Source organism: Variovorax sp. LjRoot290, assembly GCF_964253985.1.
GTDB lineage: Bacteria > Pseudomonadota > Gammaproteobacteria > Burkholderiales > Burkholderiaceae_C > Variovorax.
This window is the reverse complement of the sequence record NZ_CAXURW020000001.1, coordinates 5,729,390-5,749,267: the sequence shown is the minus strand read 5'-3', so window position 1 is coordinate 5,749,267 and position 19,878 is coordinate 5,729,390. Positions and strand designations below refer to the sequence as shown.

Here is a 19,878-nt window from a genome sequence, read left to right as displayed (position 1 = left end):
TCAGCCTCCGCCACGCAGAGCCATCGCTTCGAGGAAGGCCGCGCGGGCGGCAACGACATCGCTGGAGTCAAGGCCCTCACTCGCCAGGGCCAGAATCTTCTCGAGCAACCGGACTGCATCGTCCGCCTTGCGCTGCCCGGTCCAAAGGCGAGCCAGGCTTGTTGTCGCTCGCAAGGCCCAAGGCAGGGTTTCGTCATGCAATGCCAGCTCCAGCGCACGGGTCAGGAGTCGTTCGCTGCCTTCGGGATCCGATTCGCGCACTCGCTCTGCACGTACCCGCAGCAGCTCGGCCCGACACCAGCCTGCCATGCCGGCTTCGCCGATTTCAAACACGCGATTCGTCACATAGTCCGGATGAAAGGTGGCCATCAACTGGGACAGCTGCGGCAGCACTGCGACCGAAGGCGGCAGCGGCGGCGGATGTCCAGGCGCACCGGACTCGTGCCATCTGATGTGCGCTTCAAACGCAAGACCGTAGTCCCGCCATACCGTCAGGGCACGCTCGGCCGTCAGTCGAAGCAGACGGTCCACCCGCTCGCGAGCCAGTTCAACCCTCCCTGCCCAGATGGCGAGCGGGCATGCGCTGAAGGCCAGCGCAGTCGCAAGCGCCACAGGCTCCTGCTCCCGCTCCGCCGCCTCGATGGCCCGGAGAACGGCGCGCTCGGCCTGCTCCGCCAGGCCGAGCAGCCAGAGCACGCGCGCGTGGATGCAACCCATGGAGACGCGCCGGTCGATCCTGACGCCCATCAGGAAGGGGACGCGAATCACGGCCGGGTCAGCAAGGCCGCGCTCGCAGCAGGCGAGCGCTTCGCGTTGGCTGCCCAGGAGATGCCATGTCGGGGCGAGGATGCGGTCCCGATGGAGGGCGCACGCCAGATCTGCGGTGCCCGATGTGAGTGCAGCGTACTGCTGTGCATGCACCAGCATGAGCTTGGGATTGGAGGTCTGGTAGGCACCCATCCATTGCGCGCTGCTTGCCATGGCCATCAGCTGGGCATCGCCAATCCGATCCGCAAGCTCCGCCGCCTTGACGAAGACGCGATCGCGTGACGGATGCAGGCCGTGCGCATTGAAGATGATGATGCCGGCGACGGCGCTGAGTTCGAATTCCAGCCGCGGGTCGATCTCGATGTCCGGCGCCGCACTGTATGCCAGCGCCCGCTCGATGTACTGGCGATGCTCGTCCGTGAACGACATCTGGAAGAACAGCGGCGCCGCCTTGGCAACCAGCGCCACGCCGAGCGCACCGTCGCCTTCTGCGCCGAAAGCCCAGTCCAACGCTGCACGAATGTCATCGATGCAGCGGCCGAAAGCGGAGATGAATTCGGGTACTGGCATCGATCGCCACGCGATCTCCGCGCGTTCGAGCAAGGACAGGAAGTACTTGGCGTGGCGACGGTGCAGCCTGACGGATTCTTCGCCGAGCGCGGCGAGGTGCCCCGCCGCATACGCTCGCGTCGTGTCGAGCAGCCTGAAGCTGAGTTCTTCCCCACTCGGGTCGGAGTTGAGCAACGATTTCGAGATCAGCTCCGAGACCGCATCCACCGCCTGGTCCGAAGGCAGGTCGTCGCTGACGGCGACGGCTGTCATGGCATCGAGAGTGAATGCGCCTGCGAACGCGGACAGCCGCACCAGCAGCCGCCGCTCGGTTTCCGATAGCAGCTCGAAGCTCCAGTCGAGCGTCGCACGAAGCGTCTGGTGCCGTGGCAGCGCCGTTCGCCGCCCCTTGTTGAGCAAGGCAAAGCGGTCGTCGATGGCCTCCGCCACCCCCTTGAGTCCGAACGAGCCGACGCGCGCGGCTGCCAGTTCGATGGCCAACGGCATGCCGTCGAGCCGCCGGCAGATGACGCCGACCGCTGCCGCATCGGAGTCGTGCAGGCTGAACTGGTCGACCAAGGCCGCACAACGATCCACGAAGAGCTCCACGGCGGAGAACTGCATCAGCTCCTGCGCGGTCAGCCTGGCGCCCGCGGGAGGCACAGCGAGCGGCTGCAGCCTCTGGATCCATTCGCCCTCCGCGCGCAGCGGCTCGCGGCTCGTCGCCAGCACGTGCACGCCGGGTGCTGCCCGAAGAATGCTTTCGATCAGGACCGCAAGAGGGGCGACCAGGTGTTCGCAGTTGTCTAAGACGATGAGTGCGCTCTTGTCGTGCAGAAAAGCGATCAGGCTGCCCGAGGCGTCGCCCACCACGGACCCGAGGCCCAAGGCCAAGGCCAGGGCCGCGGGGACCAGGCTCGGGTTGGTATGCGATGCCAGATCGACGAAGTGAATGCTGCTCCAGCGCGAATGCATCTCGCCGTTCGTCGCGGCCCCCACGGCAGCCAGCGCGACCGTCGTCTTGCCGATGCCGCCGGCGCCGACGAGCGTCACCAATCGCCTGCTCGCAATCCGCCGGCCCAGGGTGTGGATGGCGTCCTCCTGCCCGATGACCCGGATCAGCGGCGTGGGTATCCAGGCGCCCGCAGCCGGCCGCGGCGCGCGGTCGGGAGGCGCTTGCACGACGGCGAGTTCGACGCTCCGCGTGGTGACCTCGCCGACGAAGCTGTAGCCCCGATTGGGTGCGTTGACGATGTACCGACGGCCTTCCTGGCCATCCCCGAGCGCCTTGCGCAGGCCCGCGATATGAACTCTGAGATTGCCGTCCACGACGACGTTTCGCGGCCAGACTCTTTGAACAATCTCGGCGTTGCTCACGAACCTGCCGGCGTTCTCTACCAACAACAACAGGATCTCGAGCGCACGGCTGCCGAGCCGCACCGGCCGCCCCGCATCCTGGAGGATGTGTGTGGTGGGCGACAGACTGAACGGACCGAAGTGGATCAGATCCTCCGAAGAGGTGCCGGCGGGCGCGTGACGCCGTTGCAGCGGGCTGAGGGCATCGGCCGATTCGACGGGCCACATTCTCACGTTGCTCATCTCGGTTTCTCCGCGACGCCCGCATCGCCGTTGATACGGGCAGAAACGCAATTAAACCTCAGCCATCGGACATTGCCGTGGAAGCGAAGCGGACGCTCGCATCACCGCATCGAACGTCCGCCCGCTACGTATTTCCCCTCACGGGCTGGTCAGATTCCGATCAGTGGCAAGGCAGGACCATTCGCGCCGGTCAGCAACTGCCACACCGGAGACAAACATCCCATGATCGATCGAAACCTCGCCCGAGGGCTCTTCCTCATCGCGATCTCGCTGGCCTTCGGGCTCCAGTCCCTGCGCTACCCGATCGGCGATTTCAGCCGCGCGGGGCCGGGCCTCTTCCCTGCCCTGGTCAGCTCCCTGCTGTTCCTCGTCGGCCTGGCGACCGTGATCCGTTCGCGTTTTGTCGAACGCGTGCAGCTGGACCTCAACCTCAAGAACATTGCCATCATCCTCACGAGCCTCTGCGGACTGGCCGTGATCTCGATGTACGTGAACATGATCGCGGGCATCGTCTTCATGGTGTTCTGCTCCACCCTGGCCGGCACCTCCTACTCATGGGTGCGCAACGTCAAGATCGCCGCCGGCCTGGTCACGATGGCCTTGGTCCTCCAGAAACTGCTCGGCCTGAACCTGCCGCTCTACTGATGGACGTCCTGCACAACCTGGCGTTCGGCTTCTCGCACGCCCTCACCCTCCAGAACCTGATGTTCTGCGCCCTCGGCTGCACCGTGGGCACGCTCGTCGGCCTGCTGCCCGGCCTGGGCCCGCTGGCCACCATCAGCCTGCTGCTGCCGCTGACCTATTCCATCCCCACGGGTGGCGCGCTCATCATGCTGGCCGGCATCTACTACGGCGCGCAATACGGCGACAGCGTGAGCGCCATCACGATGAAGATCCCGCACGCCAGCAGCATCGTGGCCTGCATCGACGGCTACGCGATGACGCTCAAGGGCAAGACCGGCCTGGCCCTGTTCACCGCCGGCGTCTCCAGCTTCATCGGCGGCACGATCGCCATCGTGGTGCTCGCATGGCTTGCGCCCGTGCTCGGCGAAGTGGCCTTCCTCTTCGGCCCCGCGGACTACTGCGCCATGATGATGGTCGGCTTCGTGTGCGTGAGCTTCGTCACCACGGGCAGCCTGCTCAATGGCCTTGCCATGTGCCTGATCGGCGTGCTGCTCGGCCAGATCGGCACCGACGTGAATAGCGGCACCGCGCGCTTCACCATGGACCTGCCCTTCCTGATGGACGGCGTCGGCATTGTGAGCATCGCGCTCGGCTGCTTCGGCATCGCCGAGATCACCAAGAACCTCGACGCCCGCGAGGAGCGCTCGCCTTTCAACGGCAAGATCAACCTGATCCCGACGTGGGCCGAGTTCAAGCGGATCATCCCCAGCGCCTTGCGCGGCGGCGCGATCGGCTCCTTCCTGGGCATCCTGCCCGGCGGCGGCCCCACCATCGCGCAGTTTGCCGCATATGCGATCGACAAGAAGGTCAGCAAGTACAAGCACGAGATCGGCACCGGCTGCATCGAGGGCGTGGCCGGTCAGGCCGCGGCCGACGAAGCGGCAGCGCGCACCAGCTTCATCCCGCTGATGAGCATCGGCATCCCCGAGAACGCGGTGATGGCGCTGATGCTGGCCGCCTTCGTCATCAAGGGCATCCAGCCCGGGCCGAACATGATCGCCAGCCACCCCGACCTGTTCTGGGGCCTGGTGGCCAGCATGTGGGTGGGCAACGTCTTCCTGCTCGTGCTGAACGTGCCGCTGGTGCGCTACTGGCTGTCGGTGTTCAAGATCCCGTACAGCGTGCTGTTCCCGTCCATCCTGTTCTTCTGCTGCATCGGCACCTACAGCGTGAACAACAGCATGGAAGACATCTTCATCACGGCTGCGTTCGGCTTCGTCGGCTACATGTTCATGCGGCTGGAGCTGGATGCCGCCCCGCTCATGCTCGGCTTCATCCTCGGCCCCATGCTGGAAGAGAACTTCCGCCGCTCGCTGCTCCTGAGCCGCGGGAGTTTCACCATGTTCTTCACCCGGCCCATCAGCGGCACCCTGCTTGCGTTGATCGGCGTGTTCGTCGCGTGGCAGGTGGTGGCGTTTGTGTTCCATGCGCGCAAGCGGGGTGTGCTTCAGCAGCCGGTTGCGTAGTGGACTTTGAATCGAGAAAGCTGGTAAGCATGTCGTGCGTTCAGTCGTCTTCGTGCTGCTGCTTCCTCCACATCAACAACGAGGCGCAAGACGAGGCATTTCACTCAACGCCCGCGTCGAGAGTCATGCCTGGTGACGAAGCGCTCGTAGAGCAACTGCAGCGTCGCGGCCAGCGGACCGCCGATGCATGAGCCAGTAGGCGACCAGTGGAGTGCGCTGTCTTCCAACGGCAGCACGCAACGGATCAATCCCTCGATGGACATGCCTTCGCGGGCGCGCACCTCGGAACACCGGGCGGCATCGATAGCGTCGAAGCACGCCTGCAGGCGCGTCATGCGGGCGAGAAGGATCTCGGTTTCCAGAGACGGAAAGGCACCCTTGGCGCGGCGGTAGTCGGTGTTGAACTTCGCCGCAACGCAGGGCGCATCGCACGAGGCGACAACGACACCGACGTTGATGAACTCGGCCGTGCCGACGTCGTGCACGTAGCGGAGGACTCTGTAGGTGTAAGGGCCTTCCATCACTCGATCGTGGACGAGCGCCAATGCGTTTGCTCTACGAATAACGTAGACAAGCTACGGGACCAAAACCTCAACTAAAGTTGAGGCCGAGAGGTCCCGATGAAATCCAAGCCAGAACCCATAGATCGTTCCGCCACGCTTTCCGTCGGCGAGGTCGCGCAACGCAGCGGCGTCCCGGTCTCCACCCTTCATTTCTACGAATCCAAAGGCCTCATCGCGAGCCATCGGGCGCCGAGCAACCACCGTCGCTATGCGCGTGAGGTGCTCCGGCGTGTGGCGTTCATCCGTGTCGCGCAGCGGGTGGGCATCGCGTTGGCCGACATCTCCGATGCCCTGGCGACCCTCCCCACCTCGGCGGCGCCCAGCCGCGCGGACTGGGCGCGGCTTTCCGCCGGCTGGCGCGCGGAGCTGGACGAGCGCATGGCTCAGCTCAAGAAGCTGCGCGACACCTTGGACGACTGCATCGGCTGCGGCTGCCTGTCCATCGACCGCTGCCGGCTGCGCAACCCTGGCGACAAGCTGGCATCGCAAGGACCCGGCGCACGCCGCCTGGTGGTCATCCAGCGCGCGGAGGGCTGAGGGCCTGCTGTCACCCCGCGTCGATGGGGAGCAGCAGCGACATCAGCTCGCTCTTCTCCACCGAGTTCATCGCGCGCGCCAGCCGGCCGAGCTGGGCCTGGTAGCAAGGCAACATCAACGCCGCGGTCAGCGCGTGGACATCGTTGTTCCGCGTGAGATGGTCACTGCACGCGGCAATGCTGCGATGGATTTCGAGCGCGTGCGCGACGCGGCCTGAGGGTTGGGAATCACAGTTCATGCGCCGCACTGTGATCCCTCAACCTAACTTGAGGTCAAGCGGAAATTTAATCAGAAGGCAAGAAGACAGAGCCCGCCACGTCGTGGTGGCTGGCCGCCGCACTTCGAGTTCAGGCGGCTGCCGGGCGCCGGTCGCCGATGCAGTGCGAAACCGTAAGGCCACGCTGACCGAGAAGCGCGGTGAGAAATGCGACGCCACCGGCTACGACTGAAGCCCAGAATCCCTGGCCAGGGCCGAATGCGTCGATGACCCAGCCGGAGGCGAACGAGCCGATGGCCATGCCGATGCCGATCCCGGTCATCACCCAGGTGATGCCTTCGGTGAGCTTGGCGGCCGGGACGAGCCGTTCGACCAGGCCGAAGGCCGTGATGAAGGTTGGCGAGATCGCTGCGCCGCTGATGAACAGGGCGAGTGCCAGCATTCGAACGTTGCCTACGAACAGCAGCGGCACGGTCGTCGCCGCCGCGATGGCGATCGCGATGGCGAATTGGCGCGAAAGCGGCATTCTGGGCTTCAAGGCGCCGAACACCAGGCCGACGAACATGGAGCCGAGGGCATAGCCGCCAAGCACCAGGCTGGCCGCGGCCGCGTTGCCGAATTCGGCCGTGAGCGCAATGACGGTCACCTCCGCCGTACCGAAGATCGCGCCGATGGCCACCATCGCGAAGGTCAGGATCTGGACCGGGCGCAGTTTGATGGTCGGCGCGCCGCCGCTCTTGGCCGTCGGCTGCACCTTGGGCTCGGTACCCTTCTGCAGGACGAAGGCTGCGGAGCCGACGGCCAGGAACAGGGTCGAGGCGAGCGGGCCGGCCTCCGGGAACAGGGAGACGCTGAGACCGACGGCCAGGGCCGATCCCGATATATAGACAAGCTCGTCTGCGACCGACTCGAAGGCGAAGGCCGTGTTGAGCTGGGGTGTGCCGCGGTACAGCTGCGTCCACCGCGCCCGGACCATGGCCGGCATGCTGGGCATCGCGGCGGCGAGCAGCGCGAATGCGAACAGCGTCCAAGCCGGCCCGCCGAAATGCGTCGCGACCAACAGACCGATGAAGCCCGCCACCGAAAGCGTCGTCGCCGGCGTCAGGATGCGACGTTGGCCGAGCCGGTCCACGAGACGGGAAATCTGCGGCGCGACGAGCGCGTTGGTCAGCGCGAACGTGGCGGCGACCGCACCCGCGAGCCCATACGCGCCGTGCGTCTGGGACAGCATGGCGACGATGCCGATCGTGGACATGGCAACCGGCAGGCGGGCGATGAAGCCGGCCGCCGCAAAGCCCTTGGCTCCCGGCGGCTTGAAGATCTCGCTGTAGAGGTTGAGCATCGGGAAACACCTCGCAAATGAGCAGTGGCACAATGACATACGCAGTGTATGTCAAAAACATACGCCGCGTATATGAAAGGAAAAGCAATGGCACACAGACCGCGCAAGGAGATGCTTGCCGAGACACGGGCAAAGCTCGTGGATGCGGCGCGCCAGGCGTTCGGTTCGGTCGGCTACGCGGCCGCGTCGATGGACGACTTCACGGCCGCAGCCGGTCTGACGCGTGGCGCCCTCTATCACCATTTCGGTGACAAGAAGGGGCTGCTTCAGGCGGTCATCGCCGAGATCGACGAGGAGATGTCGCAACGTCTGCGCGCCATCGCTGCCAAGGCGAAGGACCCGTGGCGCGGCTTCGTCGATGAAAACATCGCCTACATCGAGATGGCCCTGGAGCCCGAGATCCGGCGCATCGTCATGCGCGACGGCCCCGCGGTGCTCGGTGATCCCTCGACCTGGGCGAGCCAGAGCGAATGCAACCGCTCGATGACCGAGAGCCTCAAGGCGCTGAAGATAGACGGCTACATCATCGACGTCGATCCGGAGGGTGCCGCCCGTCTGCTCAGCGGCGCCGCGCTGCACGCGGCGCAATGGATCGCCAATGCGGACGATCCGGCCGCCACGTCCAAGCGCGCGGTGAAGGCGTTCAAGGCGTTGCTGAACGGGCTTCTCGTCGAGGGCGCGAAAATGTCGCGGCGGCGGGTCAGTAGGACGTGCTGACGGCGGCGGAGTTTCTTCGCAGTGCTATTCAAACCGTATCTCGGCCACCGTCGGGGCATCGGGCCCCTTGGTATTTGAGTTCGCGATGGCGCCGTCTTTCGTGAACCAGTAGCGGCAGCCGGTTCGCATCACCATCGTGACGCACATATAGCCATCGGCGTTGAGGATCCACGTGCCCGACGCGCTGCCGGGGCCGCTTCGATTGACGAAGTCGACGTGGCCGTCCGAATGGAATTCCCAGCGCGAGATCATTCCGGTCGCAAGATTGTTTGAAACTATGGCCCTGCCGATCAAGGTTCTCTCGATCTCGTCCTTGCTCAGAAACACGCGATCCTGGGCTGGCATCGGCTCTTCGGAGATGGCGGGCATGGCCGCGATGGCGGCGATGCACAACAGCATGCGGACGATGCAACGGGTGAACATGACGGCCCTCGGCGCCTATTCATAGGGGTTACACCGCAGTAACCAAAAAGTTCTACTTCTCTGCGTCCCAGGCGCGAGCCATGCACGCGAATCCAGCCTGCTCTGTCCAGCGACGGCGGTGCTCTCTTCGAGCCCGTGAACGTCAGGCGGCTTCCCTGATACCAGCTGGCCAGAAATGCGTAAGGACACGATCTGTGCTCCGGTTGCCTCTCTGCGAGTGGCCGAGAGACGGCGTGAGATCACTCTGCCTGCCCCTTCGACGTCGCATGTACTCCGGATGTAAGCAGCAAACATCGTCCTCCGAGCGTTGTGCCGAAAGTGCAATCTCTCGTCCGCACTGCTCCTACGTCGCGCATCCCTCGGCGCTGACACGCGAGCTGGGGCGCTGTCGGGAGGATCTGTTCGCTGTCTCTGCAGTTTCAAGCGAAGGGACTTTGATGAATCCGAAGAACCCCGATGACGCGACCCCAACCGTCGCGGATGAAGCCAGTGCCGTTGTTGACGACGAGCAGGTGATATCGAAAACGCTGCCTTGCACACCGATACCGGTGGGCGCAGCGCCACTCAAGGCCCATGTCGATCGAGCGCTGGGCGTGACGCGCGAATTCGTGATCGAGCAGCCCGTGCGAGCGGTGCTGATCGCTGCTGCCGCAGGTGCTGCGCTGTCCGCCTTGGCGAGCGTCTGGTTGCGCGACGACCTGGATCGCTAGAGCTGAACCTCGGTGATCTTCGCGCCGTGGAGCGAAACGCCGGCCTCCAGGCCCACATTGGTCAACACGAAGCCGACCACCGGTTGGCGGATCGTGTTGGTATCGATTCTGCCGTTGGCCCCGATGGTCGCGGCGGCTACCGTGGCGTCCGCCCCAGCCGTCCAGCCCTTGCTGTTGCGGAACTTGTCCAGCGCTTCCTGGGTGGTGAACAGATAGATCATTGCCTTCGACTGCGCGCCGGCCTGGAAGCCGATCGAGCCCGCCGTCGTGCTGTAGTAGGCCTGGGTGCGGCCGCCGACGCGCAGCGCGCCCCGGCCGTACTCGGCGCCGATCCCCAGCTTCGCGCCAACCACCGACGGGAACACCAGCACGCCCCTGGACTTGGCCACCAGCTCGCGTGAATCCGGTACGGCGTCGTAAAGCTTGGACAGGGAGGCGTCGACCTGCGCGTCGATGGACGTCCGCGAAGAAGCGGTGCTTGCACGGTCGTCGGGACGTGTCGTGGTGCAGCCGACGAAGGCAACGCTGCAGGCGGCAAGAGCTGCCGCGGTGCAGAAGGTTCGGAGATTGATGGCGTTCATGGCTCGCTCCTTTCCAGCATCAAAAGTGCGAGCCCTGATTCCTGATGGTGCAAGCCTGTTGCGCATGACGATGTAGGACGACCCTCCACGCGGGCATGCGTTGAGACGGCGCAACGTCATTCCGCGCCTCGACCGCTGTCACGGTCTTCCCGGGCCATGCGCGCGACCTCTTCGGCGAAGGCCATGAGTTCGTCCGACAGCGTCTCGCCGGGCGCCAGCACACCGAAGCGCTCGGCCAGAGCTTGGTAAACCGCCCGCTGGGACGCCAAGCCGGGTGGAAGTGGAATATTGGGGTTTTCGGGCATCGTGGGCTCCTGTGGAGTGGTCAAACTTTCTTCGCGCGCTCGCCTGGCGCGGGTTTCTACGCTTGATTGGATACGAGCCATTCATCCACGCAAGCCCCGAACAGCGCGATGTTCTCGTCGACTTCGTCGTGCAGGAACCGTCGCGCTCCGGCCTGGGCCGCCGTGTCGGCAGCGATCCAGGCTTCCTGCGCATCGACGCTCGCGGGAGGATCGGAAGCGCCCCACACCTGCGCGAAGATCGCGAGGGTTTCGGCGGCCGACAGATCGACCCAGATCATTCCTACCTTGGAGAGGATGCCCGGGCCGTCGCTCAGATCGATGCCGGTGAGTACGTGGCCGCCCTCTTCGACGATCACCGGGCTCAGGCCACCGCGCAGCATGACGCGCAGCAAATCTCTCGGCTCGGCGCGGCGAATCCACTCGTCCGCTCGCCGGACCAACTGCGCGGCGATGTCTGCCTTGTCGGGATGCGCGTGCTTCAGCATGTCGTTGCGATGGCGGGCGGGTCCTTTCCCATTTGCCTGCGTTCCATGGTGCATATCGCGCGCTCGATGACCGGTAGGCAAAGCTGCTTGCGCTTCGAAGTCCTGTTCCTGCAAACAGGCCGCGGCGCGGGATCAGAGGTGGGGTAGCCTGTCGTCATGGACTCCCTGATCGCCGCCTCCGCGCGTGCCCTCGCCGCCGGCGACGCGCTCGGCGCCCTCAAGCGGGTCGCCCTGCGCGACGACCCGCCGGCGCTGGCCCTGCGCGGCATCGCCATGGCCCAGCTCGGCGAGCACCCGCGCGCCCGCGAGCTCCTGCGGCTCGCCGCCCGCGGCTTCGGCGCCCACGAGGCGCTGGCGCGCGCTCGCTGCGTCGTTGCGGAGGCCGAGGTGGCGCTGGCCATGCGCGACCTCGGCGGCTCGCCGCGCTCGCTGGCGGCAGCCTCGGCCACGCTCGAGGCGCACGCCGACCATGCCAACGCGCTGCAGGCGCGGCTGATCGCGGCGCGCCGGCTCCTGCTGCTCGGCCGCCTCGACGAGGCCGCGGCCACGCTGGCGCCGCTCGATGCGCGCGGCCTGCCGCCGTCGCTGGCGGCGGTGGCCGAGCTTGCCGCGGCCGAGCTCGCGCTGCGCTCGCTGCGCCCCGGCCCGGCGCAGGCGGCGCTCGCCCGCGCGCACGAGGCGGCCGATCGTGCACGCGTGCCGGCGCTCCTGGCCGAGGTGGCGGAGGCGCGGGCTGCGCTCGATCGTCCCGCCGCCCGGCGCCTCTCCAACGGCGGCGAGCAGGCGCTGCGCCTCGACGAGGTCGCAGCGCTCCTGGCCTCGGACGCGCTGGTGGTCGACGCCTGCCGTCGCGGGGTGGGTGCCGGCGACGCGTGGCGGCCGCTGGCGCGCCGGCCGGTGCTGTTCGCGTTGGCGCGTGCGCTCGCCGAGGCGTGGCCCGGCGATATCGATCGCGAAGCCTTGATCGCGTGCGCGTTCCGCACCCGCCACCCCGACGAGACGCATCGAGCGCGCCTGCGAGTCGAGATCGGCCGCCTGCGCGCGCTCGTCGCAGCGCTGGCGCAAGTCGAGGCCACCGCGCGCGGCTTCGTCCTCAGGCCGCGCGACGCGCGCGATGTCGTCGTCCTGGCGCCGCCCATCGACGGCGAGCAGGCATCGCTGGTGGCGCTGCTCTCCGACGGCGCGGCCTGGTCGACCTCGGCCCTGGCGCTGGCCCTGGGCGCCAGTCAGCGCACCGTCCAGCGCGCGCTCGTCGAGCTCGAGGCAGAGGGGAGGGTGCGCGCTATCGGGCGGGCGCGGGCGCAGCGCTGGCTCGCGCCGCCGCTGGCCGGATTCACGACGATCTTGTTACTCCCCGCTGCGCTCGCGCTTGATTAGAGTTGTCTCCAGGCGCCGATCCGAGGCGCACCACAAGGAGCAACGATGAGCAGCAAGACCAGCAAGGACAGACCTCAGGCAACGGCGCGTGCGGCCGAGATCGTGCGCGAGTACGGTCCCTTCCCTGGGGCCGACAGCGTGCACGGCGTGACCCACGATGGCCAGCGCGTCTGGGCCGCCACCGGGGCCAGCCTGATCGCCTTCGATCCCGAGAGCGGCGCGCCCACGCGCACGCTGGCCCACGCCTGCGACGCCGGCACTGCCTTCGACGGCACGCACCTCTATCAGATCGCCGAGGCACGCATCGACAAGATCGATCCGGCCACCGGCGACGTGGTGGCCTCCATCCCGGCGCCCGGCAAGGGGAGCGACTCGGGGCTCACCTGGGCCGAGGGCAGCCTGTGGGTGGGCCAGTACCGCGATCGCAAGATCCACCAGATCGATCCAGCGACCGGCGCAGTCATTCGCACCATCGAGTCCAACCGCTTCGTCACCGGCGTGACCTGGGTCGACGGCGAGCTGTGGCACGGGACGTGGGAAGGCGACGAGAGCGAACTCCGCCGCATCGACCCGAAGAGTGGCACCGTGCTCGAGCGGCTGGAGATGCCGCACGGCATCGGCGTCAGCGGGCTCGAGTCCGACGGGGCCGATCTCTTCTATTGCGGCGGCGGCGCGAGCGGAAAGGTCCGCGCCGTGCGGCGTCCGAAAGGCCTCAGGTCATAAGGCAAAGGGGCACACCATGAACACCACCGAAACAAGCACAGTGAACCATCCCGTCGTGTCGAAGGAGCGATGGGTTGCCGAGCGCAAGACGCTGCTGGCCCGCGAAAAGGAGCTGACGCACCTGCGCGACCAGATCGCCCGCGAGCGCCGCGCGCTGCCGTGGGAGCGCATCGAGAAGGACTACGTCTTCGACGCGCCCGAAGGCCGCCGCGCGCTCGCCGACCTCTTCGAGGGCCGCCGCCAGCTGCTGGTGCAGCACTTCATGCTCGGCCCGGGATGGGAGCAAGGGTGCCCGAGCTGCTCCTACATGGCCGACCACACCGACGGCATGAACGTGCACCTGGCGCATCGCGACGTCACGTTCGTGGCCATCTCGCGCGCGCCGCTGGCCGAGATCGAGCGCTTTCGCCGGCGCATGCGCTGGCAGTTCAAGTGGGTGTCCTCTAACGGCAGCGACTTCAACTACGACTTCGGCGTCAGCTTCACGCCGGAGGAAGTGGCCAAGGGCAAGCTCCACTACAACTACGGCGAGTGGCCCCTCGCTGGGGAGGAGTGGCCCGGCATCAGCGTGTTCTACAAGGACGACGCGGGCGATGTCTTCCACACCTACTCGACCTACGGGCGCGGCGTGGAAGTGATGATGGGCACCTACAACCTGCTGGACCTCACGCCCAAGGGCCGCGACGAAAACGCGGGCCAGGGCATGGCATGGGTGCGCCACCACGACCGCTACGAGCCGGCACCGGCCGCGAAGCCGGCCGCTGCGGCCGGATTGTCCTGCCACTGACATCGAGCATGCGTCATGGCAAGCCTTTGGCCATGGCTGGCGGTCGCAGGGGTCGGCGCCCTTCACGGGCTGAACCCTGCCACCGGCTGGATGTGGGCCGCCGCCTGGGGCCTGCGTTCGCGCGATCGGGCGCAGGCGCTGCGGGCCTTGATGCCCATCGCCGTTGGGCATGCCGTGTCGGTTGCGATCGTGGCCTGCGCTTTTGCACAGGGCATGTCGATGGACCGCACGCTGGTCCAGGGCCTGGCCGGCGCACTGCTCGTCGGCGCGGCGGCCTACCGTTGGCTGCGCGGCGCCGGGCAGCGCACGCCCATCAGCAAGCAGGCCGGCCACGCCGGCATCGCGCTCTGGTCCTTCCTGATGACCACCGCGCACGGGGCCGGGCTGATGCTGGTGCCGGCGCTCGTGCCGCTGTGCCTTAGCGACAATCCGGCGCGCGAGATCACCGCGTCGGGCTCGCTGGTCCTGGCACTGGCGGCCGTCGGCGTGCACACGGCTGCGATGCTGGTCACGACCGGCGTCATCGCCACCGGCGTATGCCGCGGCGTCGCCATGCACCCTCGCCTGCTGAGCGGCACGGCGCCGCGCCAGGCCTGGACCGCGGCCCTGGCCCTCACCGGTGTGCTGTTGATGGCGCTTCGCTAGCAAGCAGATTCGACATGCGCCGGCAATCCGCTCTGGCCGACGGCGACATGGCTTGCCAGCACATGGCCGTCCGGATAGTCCCCGCCGTTCTGCCGCCGGAAGGGAATGGGTGCGTCCTCGAAGAGGCCCGCTAGACGCGAACGCCAGGCTTCCTTCGTCGCGCTCAGCGCTTCCCCGCTCATGCGCCCGGCGCCATAGGCCGCAAAGGTCGGCAGCACGTCGAAGCCAGGGAAGTAGAGCGAGCCGTGCGTGATGGGGAAGAGCAGCTGCTCGAGCGGCCCGTTGATGCCTCGCGGCGAATAGTCCTTCGCCGGCCCGCCGGCCGCGACGCACAGCATGGCCCGCTTGCCCTTGAAGGCGCCATCGCCGTAGCGATATGTGTTGCCGGCGTTCTTGTAGCCATACGCGAGGCCGTAGGCCCACACCCGGTCCAGCCAGCCCTTCATGATGGCCGGCATGCCGTACCACCAGAGCGGAAACTGAAAGATGACTGCGTCCGCGGCAAGCACCTTCTGCTGCTCCGCGGCGATGTCGGCGGCCTGGCGTCCGCTGGCATAGGAATGCCCGGACTCGTCCACGAAGGACAGCCGCTCCGAATCGGCACGGGCGGGGAAGTCGTGTTCGTCGAACACGGCTTTCCAGCGCATGCCGTACAGGTCCGACTGCAGCACTTCATGCCCTTGCTGCCGAAGCGTCTGCCGGGAGACCTCGACCAGCTGCCGGGTCAGCGATGTGGGCTCGGGGTGGGCATGGACGATCAAGACTTTCTTCATGCACGCAAGTCTCGCTCGCTCGCAGCCATCCGTGAAATCGCAAGATTGTTTGGCTACCATCCATCCAATGGATAGCAAACGCCTCGACCTCAATCTGCTGGTCACGCTGGAGGCCTTGCTGGTGGAGCAGAACGTGACGAAGGCGGCCGCCCGCCTGCACCTGAGCCAACCAGCGGTCAGTGCCCAGTTGAGCCGTCTGCGGGATGTCTTCGATGACCCGCTGCTCATTCCCGCACAGCGAGGGATGACACCGACTGCCAAGGCGGTCGACCTGCTCGACCCGCTGCGCCAGGCCCTCGATCAGCTTCGTGCCACGGTCGCCGCCCATAGCAACTTCAACCCTGCCAAGGCCAGGCTGACCGTCGCCATCGCCTGCACGGACTACCTGCACGCCGCGGTGGTCAAGCCGCTCGTCGTGCAACTCAGGACGAAGGCGCCCGGGGTGCGTGTGGCGCAGCGCAATCTGGACATCCCCGAGTTGGAAGCACAGATGGCGCGCGGCGATGTCGACCTGGCGCTCATGACGCCGCAAGGCGCGCCGCCCAGTCTTCGCACCCGGCATCTGTTCGACGAGCGCTATGTGCTCATCGGCCGGCGAAAGCACCCGCGGCTGCGGGCCGGGATCACTGTCGAGGAATTTGCCCGGCTGGAGCATGTCGTCGTGTCCCTTCACGGAGGCGGCTTCGTTACGCCGGTGGACGACGCCCTGGCTGCCTTCGGACTCAAGCGCAACGTGGTGCTGTCGGCGGCTTCGTTCCTGGTCGTCCCAGATATCGTGTCCCAGTCGGACTTCGTGGCCCTGGTCCCGGAACGGCTGGTACGCGACCGTGCCGACCAGCTGAAGTTGATCGACTGTCCGTTCCCGGTGGAAGGCTTCGCGGTGGGGATGGTGTGGCACGAGCGCAGCCACGGGCACAGCGGCCAACGCTGGATCCGGGAGACCGTCGCCTCTCTGATCGGTCAATCCTGAGCGTGCATCCCGCCTTCTGGCGAGCGCTGGAATCTCGCATAAACAGAAACCAAAGGCGTATCCTCGCAAGTTCGCTCCAGAGGGTGGCGAACAATGCAAACAATTGTCCAGTGGCTTGCTGAGATCGGCATGGAGCGCTATGCGCCGATGTTCGAGGCGCAGCGCATTGAACTGGACGTCGTCGCCGGCCTCACCGACGCAGACCTCAAGGAAATCGGCATCGCGGCGCTGGGCGATCGCAAGCGGATCCTGTCGGTGATCGCGCAGGGTATCCAAGAGGTCCCCACGAGCCACATCACGCAGGCTGCGGCTAGCCTGCCTGCGTCAGCGCAAGTCGCCGAGCGGCGGCAACTGACGGTGATGTTCTGCGACCTGGTCGGTTCGACCCAATTGGCCGGCCTGCTCGATCCCGAGGATCTGCGGGCCGTCATCGGCGACTACCATGCCGCGGTGACGGCGGCGGTGGCTGCACACCAAGGCTACGTCGCACAGTTGCTCGGCGACGGGGTGCTCGTGTATTTCGGCTACCCGCACGCCAACGAGGACGATGCAGCGCGGGCGATCCATGCAGCACTGGACGCGATCGCTGCAGTCGGCCGACTCGCAGCGGGTGGCCAGCACGCCTTGCACACCCGCATCGGCATCGCGACGGGCCTCGTCGTCGTCGGCCAGATCGGATCCGGCACGCCGGCGGCCGAGTTGAGCGCCAGCGGCGAAACGCCGAGCCTGGCGGCCAGGCTGCAGAGCCAGGCAGCGCCTGACTGCATCGTCATCGCAGATCGGACCCGGCGGCTCATCGGTGAAGAGTTCGAACTCGACTCGCTGGGTCTGTTGGAGCTCAAAGGCTTCGAAGCGCCGGTGCATGCGTGGCAAGTGCTGCGCGAGCGCCGGACCGCAAGCCGTTTCGAAGCCATTCACACACAACAACTGTCCCAGTTGATCGGACGCGACAGCGAACTGGCGCTGCTGCTCGAGCGGTGGAACACCGCGTGCGAGGGCGAGGGCCAGATCGTGCTGCTCTCCGGCGAACCGGGGATCGGCAAGTCGCGGATCACCCAGGCCCTGCGGGAACGCACAGCCACCGGAGCCCGCGAGACGATGGTGCTGCAATGCTCGCCCTCTCACAGCAACAGCGCCCTCTATCCGCTGGTGCGCGGTCTGGAAAACGCGGCGAACCTGACACCGGCCGATCCACCGGCCCAACGCGCCGCGAGCTTCGAACGGTATCTGAGCGACCATGGGGTATCGCTCGTGCCCGATGCGCTGGGTTGCCTGCTCAGGCTGATGATGCTGCCGGATGGAGGCCGGCCGGCCCCGGCCGGCCAGACGCCGCAGCAACAGAAAAGCGCGACCTTGCAGGCGGCGATCGACGTCATCGACGGTGTTTCCCGTCGGGCGCCGCTGCTCGTGCTGGTCGAGGACGCGCACTGGATCGATCCCACGACCGAGGAATGGATCGGCCTGGCCGTCGACGGCCTGCGCGACGCGCGCGTCCTGATGCTCTTGACCTGCCGTCCGCAATACGTGCCGTCCTGGGGCAACCCTTCGACCCGGTTGACGATGAACCGGCTGAGTCACCGGCAGTCGGCGGCGCTGATCGAAACCGTCACCGCCGGCAAGTCGCTGCCTGTGGAGTTGATCGACGAGATCATCCGCAAGACCGACGGCGTACCGCTGTTCGTCGAGGAGCTGACCAAGACCGTGCTGGCCTCCGCGCTCGTCGAGGACACACCGGCAGGCTACCGGCTGCACGGTCCTCTGCAGACGCTGGCGATTCCGTCGACGCTGCAGGATTCATTGATGGCGCGGCTTGACCGGCTGGCTCCTGCCAAGGAGATCGCACAGGTCGCAGCAGCCATCGGACGCGATTTCAGCCATGCGCTGCTCGCACAGGTGCTGCAGATGCCGCCCGCGCAGCTCGACCAGGCGCTGGATGAGCTGCTTCGTGCCGAGCTGGTGTTTCGCCGCGGCACGCCTGCGGACGCGGGCTATGCGTTCAAGCATGCGCTGATCCGGGACACGGCCTACAACAGCATGGTCAGGAGCCAGCGCGCGCTGCGGCATGCGCAGATCGCGGACGCACTGGAGCGCAGCGAGCCGCAGACCGTCGCTGCGCATCCCGAACTGCTGGCTCAGCATCATCAGGAAGCCGGCCACGGCAGCGAAGCCCTCCGGTACTGGACGGCGGCCGGCGACCTGGCGCAGCGCCGATACGCCAGCCGCGAAGCAGCGAGCCACTACAACGCCGCCATCGCACTCGTGTCCCGCTTGCCTGCCGGGCCGGCGCGCAGCGAGCTCGAGCTGGCTCTCCAGCTGAAACTCGGCAATGCGCTGACGGTCTCGGAGGGCTACGCCTCCAGCGCGACGTACCAGAGCTACGCGAGGGCGCGCGAACTGGCGCGAGAACTCGGACGGGTCGAGGACTACGTGAGCGCGTGGGTCGGCTCGGCGCCGACGATGAACTCGGTCAGCAACAGCGAGATCATCGAAAGCATCCGCGAGATCGAACCGGCGCAGCTGGCGTCGCTGCAAGCGCGGTTGCGCGTCAGCGTATCGATCGTCCTCGGTAGCGCCCGCTATCTGCGCGGCGAGATCGGCGAGGCGTGGGCGCACCTGGAAGAGGCCAAGGCGCTCGACGACAGCGTGCAGCTCACGCATGAACACCCCATCGCGGGGGCGGATCCGGCGGTCATGATTCGCGCCATCAGCATGAGAGTGCGCGGGATGCAGGGCTATCTGGAGCAGGCCGAAGCGCTCGCGGCGCAAGCGTTGCAGATCGCCGAAGCCAGAGGTCATCCCCCAACGATCGCAATGGCCAGGCAAACCTGGATCAGGGTCCTGCTGGCTAAAGGCGAGCCGGCGCAGGCAGCTTCGGAAGCAAAGCAGATGCTGGAGCTGTCCGAACGTTTCGGCATCCAGACGCGGGTTGCCAACGCCTTGATTTTCCTCGGACGGACCAGCGTTGCGCTGGGCGATGTCGAGGCCGGGATCCTTCTCCTCAGGAAGGGCTATGACCTCTGGAGGTCCGCCGGCGGAAAGCAACAAGGCTCGCAGTACGGGGCGCAGGCGGCAGACGTGCTGTTGCGGGCCGGGCGAAGCGACGAAGCACGGCGATTCATCGCCCAGGCGCAGGCTGCCCAGGGCGAGACCGACGAGCGCTTCTACGAGACCGAACTGCTGCGGCTTTGCGGCCGGTTTCTGGAGATCGACGGCGACGACACCGGCGCCGAAGCGCACTACCAGAACGCCATCGCCATCGCCGAGGAGCGCGGCGCCAAGCTCTTTTCATTGCGCGCGGCCCGCGACCTGGCGGGGTTCTGGCAGCGTCAGGGGAAAAGCACCGAGGCGCGGCAGATGCTGCAGCCGCTCTACGGCTGGTTCATCGAAGGGTTCGGGTTCAGCGATCTTCGCGAAACGAAGGCGTTGCTCGACTCGCTGCAGAAAGGGCAGACGAAGCTCGACCGTTGAGGCAGTGGTTCGCCCCTCAGTACTTGAGCTTCGGATACCAGTCGGTCCCGCGTCCGTCCGGAGTCAAGTCCAGCATGGACCAGAGCGAGGCGATGTCGGGCGCGTCGCGCGGGTCCTGGCCGGGGTCGGCCATCTCGCCGGTCATCTCGCTCGCCCAGAACAGCCGGACCTTGCTGTCATGATCATTTA

21 protein-coding genes are annotated in these 19,878 nt (G+C 66.7%); 11 read left to right on the top strand and 10 right to left on the bottom strand.

Annotated features, from left to right (window positions below):
• The gene (locus ACSQ9A_RS28390; RefSeq protein WP_436306157.1) at nt 1–2,916 is read right to left on the bottom strand and encodes an ATP-binding protein; all 2,916 of its coding nucleotides are present in this window, start codon (nt 2,914–2,916) and stop codon (nt 1–3) included.
• Nucleotides 2,917–3,138: 222 nt separating this feature from the next.
• Between ACSQ9A_RS28390 and ACSQ9A_RS28385 the strand changes: the two genes are divergently transcribed.
• Together ACSQ9A_RS28385 and ACSQ9A_RS28380 are read left to right on the top strand one after the other, a co-directional pair.
• On the top strand, nt 3,139–3,561 hold the full coding sequence (locus ACSQ9A_RS28385) for a tripartite tricarboxylate transporter TctB family protein (protein WP_436306156.1): 423 nt from the start codon (nt 3,139–3,141) through the stop codon (nt 3,559–3,561).
• Nucleotides 3,561–5,066 carry a tripartite tricarboxylate transporter permease gene (locus ACSQ9A_RS28380; RefSeq protein WP_093107201.1) on the top strand — a complete coding sequence of 502 codons (1,506 nt, stop codon included), beginning with the start codon at nt 3,561–3,563 and terminating at the stop codon, nt 5,064–5,066. Before ACSQ9A_RS28385 ends, ACSQ9A_RS28380 begins: the two co-directional genes overlap by 1 nt.
• A 104-nt stretch (nt 5,067–5,170) precedes the next feature.
• Here the strand turns inward: ACSQ9A_RS28380 and ACSQ9A_RS28375 are convergent, their stop codons facing one another.
• Nucleotides 5,171–5,611: a DUF3037 domain-containing protein gene (locus ACSQ9A_RS28375; RefSeq protein WP_436306155.1), complete on the bottom strand. Its 441-nt coding sequence runs from the start codon at nt 5,609–5,611 to the stop codon at nt 5,171–5,173.
• A 75-nt stretch (nt 5,612–5,686) separates the two neighbouring features.
• Between ACSQ9A_RS28375 and soxR the strand changes: the two genes are divergently transcribed.
• On the top strand, nt 5,687–6,166 hold the full coding sequence (gene soxR / locus ACSQ9A_RS28370) for a redox-sensitive transcriptional activator SoxR (RefSeq protein WP_093107205.1): 480 nt from the start codon (nt 5,687–5,689) through the stop codon (nt 6,164–6,166).
• A gap of 10 nt (nt 6,167–6,176) precedes the next feature.
• Here soxR and ACSQ9A_RS28365 read toward each other — a convergent pair whose 3' ends face one another.
• Both ACSQ9A_RS28365 and ACSQ9A_RS28360 read right to left on the bottom strand, forming a co-directional pair.
• Complete coding sequence (locus ACSQ9A_RS28365) at nt 6,177–6,404, bottom strand: hypothetical protein (protein ID WP_093107207.1); 228 nt, start codon at nt 6,402–6,404, stop codon at nt 6,177–6,179.
• 109 nt (nt 6,405–6,513) lie between these two features.
• The gene (locus tag ACSQ9A_RS28360) at nt 6,514–7,725 is read right to left on the bottom strand and encodes an MFS transporter (protein ID WP_436306154.1); all 1,212 of its coding nucleotides are present in this window, start codon (nt 7,723–7,725) and stop codon (nt 6,514–6,516) included.
• Between the two features lie 87 nt (nt 7,726–7,812).
• On the opposite strand from ACSQ9A_RS28360, the gene ACSQ9A_RS28355 reads away from it, so the two are divergent.
• The gene (locus ACSQ9A_RS28355) at nt 7,813–8,442 is read left to right on the top strand and encodes a TetR/AcrR family transcriptional regulator (protein WP_436306153.1); all 630 of its coding nucleotides are present in this window, start codon (nt 7,813–7,815) and stop codon (nt 8,440–8,442) included.
• Between the two features lie 24 nt (nt 8,443–8,466).
• Here the strand turns inward: ACSQ9A_RS28355 and ACSQ9A_RS28350 are convergent, their stop codons facing one another.
• Nucleotides 8,467–8,865: a hypothetical protein gene (locus tag ACSQ9A_RS28350; RefSeq protein WP_436306152.1), complete on the bottom strand. Its 399-nt coding sequence runs from the start codon at nt 8,863–8,865 to the stop codon at nt 8,467–8,469.
• A 437-nt stretch (nt 8,866–9,302) separates the two neighbouring features.
• Here ACSQ9A_RS28350 and ACSQ9A_RS28345 point away from each other — a divergent pair, with 437 nt between their 5' ends.
• The gene (locus ACSQ9A_RS28345) at nt 9,303–9,575 is read left to right on the top strand and encodes a hypothetical protein (protein ID WP_139191689.1); all 273 of its coding nucleotides are present in this window, start codon (nt 9,303–9,305) and stop codon (nt 9,573–9,575) included.
• Here the strand turns inward: ACSQ9A_RS28345 and ACSQ9A_RS28340 are convergent.
• The 3 genes from ACSQ9A_RS28340 to ACSQ9A_RS28330 form a co-directional block, all read right to left on the bottom strand.
• Complete coding sequence (locus ACSQ9A_RS28340; RefSeq protein WP_436306151.1) at nt 9,572–10,156, bottom strand: BPSL1445 family SYLF domain-containing lipoprotein; 585 nt, start codon at nt 10,154–10,156, stop codon at nt 9,572–9,574. The two genes, ACSQ9A_RS28345 and ACSQ9A_RS28340, sit on opposite strands and share 4 nt — an antisense overlap.
• A 116-nt stretch (nt 10,157–10,272) precedes the next feature.
• The gene (locus tag ACSQ9A_RS28335; RefSeq protein ID WP_436306150.1) at nt 10,273–10,461 is read right to left on the bottom strand and encodes an aminoglycoside phosphotransferase; all 189 of its coding nucleotides are present in this window, start codon (nt 10,459–10,461) and stop codon (nt 10,273–10,275) included.
• Between the two features lie 56 nt (nt 10,462–10,517).
• On the bottom strand, nt 10,518–10,946 hold the full coding sequence (locus ACSQ9A_RS28330) for a hypothetical protein (RefSeq protein ID WP_436306149.1): 429 nt from the start codon (nt 10,944–10,946) through the stop codon (nt 10,518–10,520).
• A 156-nt stretch (nt 10,947–11,102) separates the two neighbouring features.
• Between ACSQ9A_RS28330 and ACSQ9A_RS28325 the strand changes: the two genes are divergently transcribed.
• From ACSQ9A_RS28325 to ACSQ9A_RS28310, 4 genes are read left to right on the top strand one after another with little or no spacing between them, the layout of a single operon-like run.
• Nucleotides 11,103–12,323, top strand: coding sequence for a helix-turn-helix domain-containing protein (locus ACSQ9A_RS28325; RefSeq protein ID WP_093107221.1), 1,221 nt, complete (start codon nt 11,103–11,105; stop codon nt 12,321–12,323).
• A 45-nt stretch (nt 12,324–12,368) separates the two neighbouring features.
• Nucleotides 12,369–13,046, top strand: coding sequence for a Vgb family protein (locus ACSQ9A_RS28320; RefSeq protein WP_436306148.1), 678 nt, complete (start codon nt 12,369–12,371; stop codon nt 13,044–13,046).
• A gap of 16 nt (nt 13,047–13,062) precedes the next feature.
• A complete protein-coding gene (locus ACSQ9A_RS28315; RefSeq protein WP_436306147.1) occupies nt 13,063–13,833 on the top strand; it encodes a DUF899 domain-containing protein in 771 nt (256 codons plus the stop codon).
• A 15-nt stretch (nt 13,834–13,848) separates the two neighbouring features.
• Entirely contained in the window at nt 13,849–14,478 is a 630-nt protein-coding gene (locus ACSQ9A_RS28310; RefSeq protein WP_436306146.1) for a hypothetical protein, read from the top strand.
• On the opposite strand, the gene ACSQ9A_RS28305 is transcribed toward ACSQ9A_RS28310, so the two are convergent.
• Nucleotides 14,475–15,251, bottom strand: coding sequence for an NAD(P)H-dependent oxidoreductase (locus ACSQ9A_RS28305; RefSeq protein ID WP_436306145.1), 777 nt, complete (start codon nt 15,249–15,251; stop codon nt 14,475–14,477). The genes ACSQ9A_RS28310 and ACSQ9A_RS28305 overlap by 4 nt on opposite strands.
• A 67-nt stretch (nt 15,252–15,318) precedes the next feature.
• Between ACSQ9A_RS28305 and ACSQ9A_RS28300 the strand changes: the two genes are divergently transcribed.
• The gene (locus ACSQ9A_RS28300) at nt 15,319–16,221 is read left to right on the top strand and encodes a LysR family transcriptional regulator (RefSeq protein WP_436306144.1); all 903 of its coding nucleotides are present in this window, start codon (nt 15,319–15,321) and stop codon (nt 16,219–16,221) included.
• Nucleotides 16,222–16,314: 93 nt separating this feature from the next.
• Nucleotides 16,315–19,689, top strand: coding sequence for an adenylate/guanylate cyclase domain-containing protein (locus tag ACSQ9A_RS28295; protein ID WP_436306143.1), 3,375 nt, complete (start codon nt 16,315–16,317; stop codon nt 19,687–19,689).
• A 16-nt stretch (nt 19,690–19,705) separates the two neighbouring features.
• Here ACSQ9A_RS28295 and ACSQ9A_RS28290 read toward each other — a convergent pair whose 3' ends face one another.
• Nucleotides 19,706–19,834, bottom strand: coding sequence for a hypothetical protein (locus tag ACSQ9A_RS28290; protein ID WP_436306142.1), 129 nt, complete (start codon nt 19,832–19,834; stop codon nt 19,706–19,708).
• Between the last annotated feature and the right edge of the window lie 44 nt (nt 19,835–19,878).